Source organism: Ilumatobacter sp. (assembly GCF_049588435.1).
Taxonomy (GTDB): domain Bacteria; phylum Actinomycetota; class Acidimicrobiia; order Acidimicrobiales; family Ilumatobacteraceae; genus Ilumatobacter_A.
Genome location: NZ_JBAVYV010000533.1, coordinates 1 through 5724 on the forward strand (window position 1 = coordinate 1; position 5724 = coordinate 5724).

At 64.8% G+C, this 5724-nt stretch carries 6 protein-coding genes and 1 tRNA gene; 4 read left to right on the plus strand and 3 right to left on the minus strand.

All coding sequences use genetic code 11. From position 1 onward, the window contains the following. Positions 1–929, plus strand: a 929-nt coding sequence (locus tag WBV89_RS20065) for a tyrosine-type recombinase/integrase (protein ID WP_423983100.1), incomplete at its 5' end; no start/stop codon positions are given. Positions 930–999: 70 nt separating this feature from the next. On the opposite strand, the gene WBV89_RS20070 is transcribed toward WBV89_RS20065, so the two are convergent. Continuing rightward, a tRNA-Met gene (locus WBV89_RS20070) sits at positions 1000–1076 on the minus strand. Positions 1077–1179: 103 nt separating this feature from the next. On the opposite strand from WBV89_RS20070, the gene WBV89_RS20075 reads away from it, so the two are divergent. The 3 genes from WBV89_RS20075 to WBV89_RS20085 all read left to right on the plus strand — a co-directional run bounded on the left by WBV89_RS20075 (position 1180) and on the right by WBV89_RS20085 (position 4464). After that, positions 1180–2142, plus strand: coding sequence for a DMT family transporter (locus tag WBV89_RS20075; RefSeq protein ID WP_423983101.1), 963 nt, complete (start codon positions 1180–1182; stop codon positions 2140–2142). Continuing rightward, a complete protein-coding gene (locus WBV89_RS20080; protein WP_423983102.1) occupies positions 2139–2780 on the plus strand; it encodes a hypothetical protein in 642 nt (213 codons plus the stop codon). Before WBV89_RS20075 ends, WBV89_RS20080 begins: the two co-directional genes overlap by 4 nt. 190 nt (positions 2781–2970) lie before the next feature. Further along, positions 2971–4464 (plus strand): hypothetical protein, encoded by a 1494-nt coding sequence (locus tag WBV89_RS20085; RefSeq protein WP_423983103.1) that lies wholly within the window; start codon positions 2971–2973, stop codon positions 4462–4464. A gap of 495 nt (positions 4465–4959) precedes the next feature. On the opposite strand, the gene WBV89_RS20090 is transcribed toward WBV89_RS20085, so the two are convergent. Both WBV89_RS20090 and WBV89_RS20095 read right to left on the minus strand, forming a co-directional pair. Continuing rightward, positions 4960–5328, minus strand: coding sequence for an LPXTG cell wall anchor domain-containing protein (locus WBV89_RS20090; protein WP_423983104.1), 369 nt, complete (start codon positions 5326–5328; stop codon positions 4960–4962). Between the two features lie 106 nt (positions 5329–5434). Beyond that, a partial coding sequence (locus WBV89_RS20095; protein ID WP_423983105.1) for a hypothetical protein occupies positions 5435–5724 on the minus strand: 290 nt, incomplete at its 5' end.

The following is a 5724-nucleotide window of genomic DNA, read 5'->3' on the forward strand; positions in this document are numbered from 1 at the left end:
TGCGAGCCGAGCACCTCAACCGTCTCTACACCGACCTCCTCGCGACCGGGAAACGAAACGGGACCGGCCTCGCACCCAAGACCGTGTACGACGTCCACGTCATCATGCGCGCCGCACTCAAACACGCCGTACGCATCCATCTCGTCGAACACAACGTCGCCCTCGACGCCACCGCACCACGGCCCACCGCTCGCGCCAAGCAAGGACCCGAAGCGTGGACGATCGACCAGCTCCGAGCCTTTCTCACCGCCACCCAACACCTCCGTCTCTACCCGGCGCTGCACCTCGCAGCGACCACGGGAATGCGTCGCGGCGAACTCGCCGGGCTGCGCTGGGGCGACTGGAACCGCAGTACCCATTCGATCTCGGTCGCCCGCGCGCGACAATCCGTTGGCGGGCACAGCGTCGAGGTGGCGTGCAAGACGAAGAACAGTCGACGCTGCATCGACCTCGACCCGCACACCGAGACCGTCCTCGCCCACTGGAAGCGCCGCCAGGAACGAGACGGTCACCCCGTCGGCCTCGACGACGCGATCTTCACCAACACCGAAGGCCTCCCGGTTCACCCAGAATCGATCAGCCAACTCTTCACCCGACAACTCGCACGCCTCGATCTCCCGACAATCCGATTCCACGATCTGCGCCACACCCACGCCACCCTGCTCGCCGGATCGAGCACACCCATCAAGGTCGTATCCGAACGACTCGGCCATGCGCATCCCGGCTTCACGATGGCCACCTACCAACACGTCATGCCCGGCATGGGCGCCACCGCCGCCCACGACTTCGGTGCCATGTTGTCGACGCAAAGTGACACCCGACAGGGCTACCGGCGACACACCGCCCGACCCGCAGCCGGTAGACGTCTACCGACCCAGATCCGCAAAACCCCAGCTCAACGAATCGCGACACCGACCGCCGGTAGATGACCCGGTAGAAACAGGCATGTCGACGAAAACGAAGAAGGCCCGGAACCTCAATGGTTCCGGGCCTTCCAATTGGTGGCGGGGGCAGGATTTGAACCTGCGACCTTCGGGTTATGAGCCCGACGAGCTACCGAACTGCTCCACCCCGCGGCGAAGTAGGTGGTGAACCTTACGCCCCGCGCAACGCCTTCACAACCTCGCGGGCAGCATCGACCACTGATGCGCCGATCACTGGGACGAGTAGTTTGCCGCGGTGACGAACGCCGAAGCACTCCCGCCGATGACAAGAGCCACCGACGAGAGCCGCGAGCTCTCGGCGGGCCTGATCGGTGCAGCGATCGCGGTGTGTGCGTGGTCGACGGGAACGGTGCTCGCCAAGGGCATCCAGATGGGCGGCCTCGCCATCGGCACCTACCGCTTCTGGCTCTTCAGCCTGTCGCTCCTGCTCTGGATGCGACTGCGCGGACAGTCGTTCACGCTCCGCTCGATCCGAGCGACGATGTTCGGCGGCATCGCACTCGGTGCTGACATCGCGCTGTTCTTCTCGGCCGTGAAGGAGACGAGCATCGTCAATGCAACGATCATCGGATCGCTCCAGCCGATCCTCGTCGGGATCATTGCGGCACGATTCTTCGGCGAGAAGATCCGGGGGCGCGACGCTCTGTGGGCGCTGGTCGCACTCGCCGGTGTCTTCGTGGTCGTCACCGCATCGACCGGCGACGGCGTCAGCAGCATTCGCGGAGACCTGCTCGCCGTCGCTGCGATGTTCTCCTGGAGCGCGTATTTCATCGCCTCGAAGCAGTCGAAAGGGCGCGTGACCCCGACTGAGTTCACCGCGGGCACCGCCCTGTGGACGGCGATGATCGTGACGCCGCTCGGCTTCGCATTCGGCCAGGACATGTCGTGGCCTTCGTGGAAGAACTGGGCACTGCTCATCGCGATGGCCGTCGGATCGGGCATCATCGGCCACGCCCTGATGAACTGGTCGCTCGTGCGGATCCCCCTCTGGATCGGCTCGACGTTCACGCTGCTCATTCCGGTCTTCTCGGCGTTCTTCGCGTGGATCTTTCTCGACGAGACGATCGTCGTGCGCCAGGCTCTCGCGATGGCCGTCGTCATCGGAGCCCTGGTGATGATCGTCCGCAACCAGTCCGCCACGTCCAAGTCCGAGCAAGGCGGAATCCCCGACGCTCCGACAGCCCCGGTCGCCTCATGATCCTCGCCATCGACGGGACCGAGGTCGTCGGATACGTCGCATCGGCGCTCGTCGTCCTCGCCCTCACGATGCGGTCGATCGTGCGGCTGCGGATCCTCTCGCTGTGCGGTTCGATCACGTTCTTCATCTACGGCACACTGATCGAATCGATCCCGATCATGATCACCAACGGCTGCATCGCGGCGATCAACCTCTGGTACCTCCGCCGTGAATTCCTCGTGCGGATGTCGGACCGCCAGGACATCGGCGCCTCGCAGATCCGTTCCGACTCACCGTTCCTGCTCGACTTCATCGAGTACCACGCCGACGACATCCACCGGTTCCAACCCGCGTTCACGATGCCGACCGACACCGATGTGATGAGCCTCGTACTGACGCGCGACGGACTGCCCGCTGGGCTGCTCGTCGGCCGACGGATCGGTGACACGCTGCGCATCGACCTCGACTACGTGATGCGCGAACACCGCGACTCCCGCCTCGGTCAGTGGCTGTTCGGTCCCGGCGCCGAGGTCTTCCGCACCGCCGGACTCACCTGTCTGCGCGCCGACGCGACCACCGACGACCACGATCGCTATCTCCAACGAGTCGGCTTCGAGCGAACCGTCGGCAACGACAGCCACTTCGAACTCACACTCTGAACGATCCGCCGCAGCCACACCACTGATGCTCCCGCGAGCGACCGGGCGGAGGCGTGAGTGTTGGGCGGGCGGCGTCCGAGGCACGCTCGTTTCACCGTGATGAACATCGCGTCACGCGTAGCGTCCGATCCGTCGCGATGAGTGACCTTTGGCTACGGCCCTCGGAACCAACCATGAAAGAGGAACCGTTGTGAAGAAACTCGGACTGGGACTCATGCTGGCGTCCACGCTGGCGATCGGGTATCCCGTCGTCGCGGAAGATGCCCCGCCCGGAGCGGTCGGCAACGTCGACTATCTCGGAACGGTGGACGACACCAACGGCGTCGTCGCCATCAACTTCCTCGAGTACAAGGGCGGTGGCCGTCCACTCGACGTAATGATGGTCTCGGGTACGTTCGGCCTCAAGAGCTACGGCGTCTCGAACCCGTCCACGCCCGTGCTCCTCGACGAGATCGGCGAAGCCGAGTTCCGTCTCCCGACCGATCCGGTGACGAACACCGGTCGTGCGTTCTGGGAGAACGAGGACATGGACGTCGACCAGGCCCGCAAGCTGGTGATGATGGCCCGCGACCCACGCGCCTACGGCGGAAGCGCGTCGAATCCGAGCTCGGTGGCCGGCGTGTACATCGTCGACGCCGCCGATCCGACCAACCTCGACCTGAAGACCTTCGAGGAGCTCCCGGTCGGGCACACCTCGTCCTGCGTCAACGACTGCGACTTCCTCTGGACCGGCGGGCCCGCGTCGAACACCGAGCAGGCAGCGCTTTGGCCGGGCGGACGCCCGATCTTCGCGACTGACTTGCGCGACCTCGACAACATCACGACCTCCCCGGTCGCGATCGACACCGAGCGGTACGACGGAGTGACGGCGTACGCCCACGACGTCCAGGTCGACGAGAGCGGAATCGCCTGGGTCTCCGGACTCGGCGGTGTCCGGGGCTACCACACCACCGGGAAGCACTGGGACCCGGTACAGGGGAAGCGCCGAACCGCGACCGCAACCGATCCCGTGCCGTTCGCTGGTGGTGGCATCGACGAGGGAGCGACCCCGTCGGCATTCATCCACAACTCCGACCGGCCGGCCGGCAGCAACAGCATTCCCGGAGTCGCCAAGTACGGATTCAAGCCCGGTGAACTGATCCTGGCGACGGAGGAAGCCTTCGGTTCCCGCACGTGCGACGGTGTCGGTGTCTTCGCCATCGCCTCGCTGAAGGGCAGCTACGACGGGGAGGGCTGGAACTCCACACCGGAGGACCCGTTCCGTCTCGAGACCATCTCGACCTGGAGCCCGGCCGACGAGGAGGGCACCAACGTCGATGCTCGCTTCTGTTCGGCGCACTACTTCGAACGCCAGAAGGAAGTCGTGGCGTACTCGTGGTATGCGCAGGGGACCCGCTTCCTCGACGTCTCCGATCCGCGCAATCCGATCCAGATCGCCTACTACCGCCCCGATGACGCGGTGAGCTTCGCGCCGTACTTCTTCGAGGACGTCGTCTACGTGGCCGACAACGCCCGCGGAGTCGACATCATCCGGCTCGACGACGGCGCCCGCAAGGCACAGAGCCAGCGCAAGCCGGTGACGGCACCCGGGTTCTCGAAGGCGGCGAAACAGAACCTCGCTGCGCTGTCGGGCAAGTACACCGGTGACGGCACGACGTCCTACATCTGCATCATCCCGACGTGAACACCCCCGTTCTCGTGAACAGTTTGCGCACGGAGCGCTGAAACTGTTCACGAGAACGCCGGGCATCGGCGTTCGACCTGCCTGTCGGTGGTGCCGCTGGTGACGGTGGGAGCGGGTCAGGTCAGGACGGGGACGGACCTCATCGCCTCGGCGATCGCCTCGTCGGACAGTTCATAGTCGACCATGTCGCCGTGGAGGTACTTCTCGTAGCTGGCGAGGTCGAGGTGGTCCACTGCGTCGGCTCACGCAGTCCGACGGACACCCGGGCAATTTCGAACTCGCCCGCTGACAAGCGGTCCTTCCGGTGAGGCATCAGCATTCCGGTCGGAGCGTTCGCCAACTTCCGCGGTCCAACGACCACTGGCTCATTTCGCCGCACAGCGCCCAACCATGACCTCGGTATCCGTCGCGGAGATCCAGGTCAACTCAGTCCGACAAGCAAACGCCAGCAACCGTGGAGAACCACGTTGCGGGCGATGTCGGGTGTGCGTTCGATCAGGCTGCGACGATGTCGGCAGCTGCGCGCCGGTTGCGTGCGGCGACGACGACCGCGACCGCGCCCATGACCAAGAGCCCGAGAGCGATCCCGACGATCTGCAACGTGCTCGAACCTGTCACTGGGAGGACGCCACTGGAACTGCTCCCGGAACTCGCGACTTGACCGCCGCCACCCGAGAGGCATGCAAGGTAACCATCAGTGTCGAAGACACCGTCGGTCGTGAAGCTCGCAGCATCACACGTTGCCGCTGCGCCTGCAGAGGCGGCACGCAGCAGGAGCACCATCATGAAGGCAACAGCGGCTGCGAGGGTCATCGCGAATCGGATTGCCGTGACCTGAGCCAACTTGACCGTCGAATCCATCATGCCTTGTTCCTCCAAAGATGTGACAAATTGCATGCTTCAATCCGAGACACTAACAGATTTCGACGATCGGTCCACAACGAATTTTCCCCGCTCGAACGCGTGCACTTCAGCGACCGACGATGGCCCGGCGGATGTCGCTGCGACGAAGCCACGCACAAGCTGCCACCGCCATCACGATCGCTGCTTGAGACGCAATCGACCCGACCAGCGCCGGGTTCCACACCAGCCCGCCACCGCTGGAGAGTTCGATGCGCCCGTCAGGTGTCGTCCCCGTCGACGACCATCCTTGGAGCCAGGTGCCGTTCGCAGCTCGATTCCAGACGACCGGGCCCGAGGCGTCGCCGAATCGCGCGGTTGCAGGACCGAACGTGGAGACCTCGATCGGCCCGTTCGCGT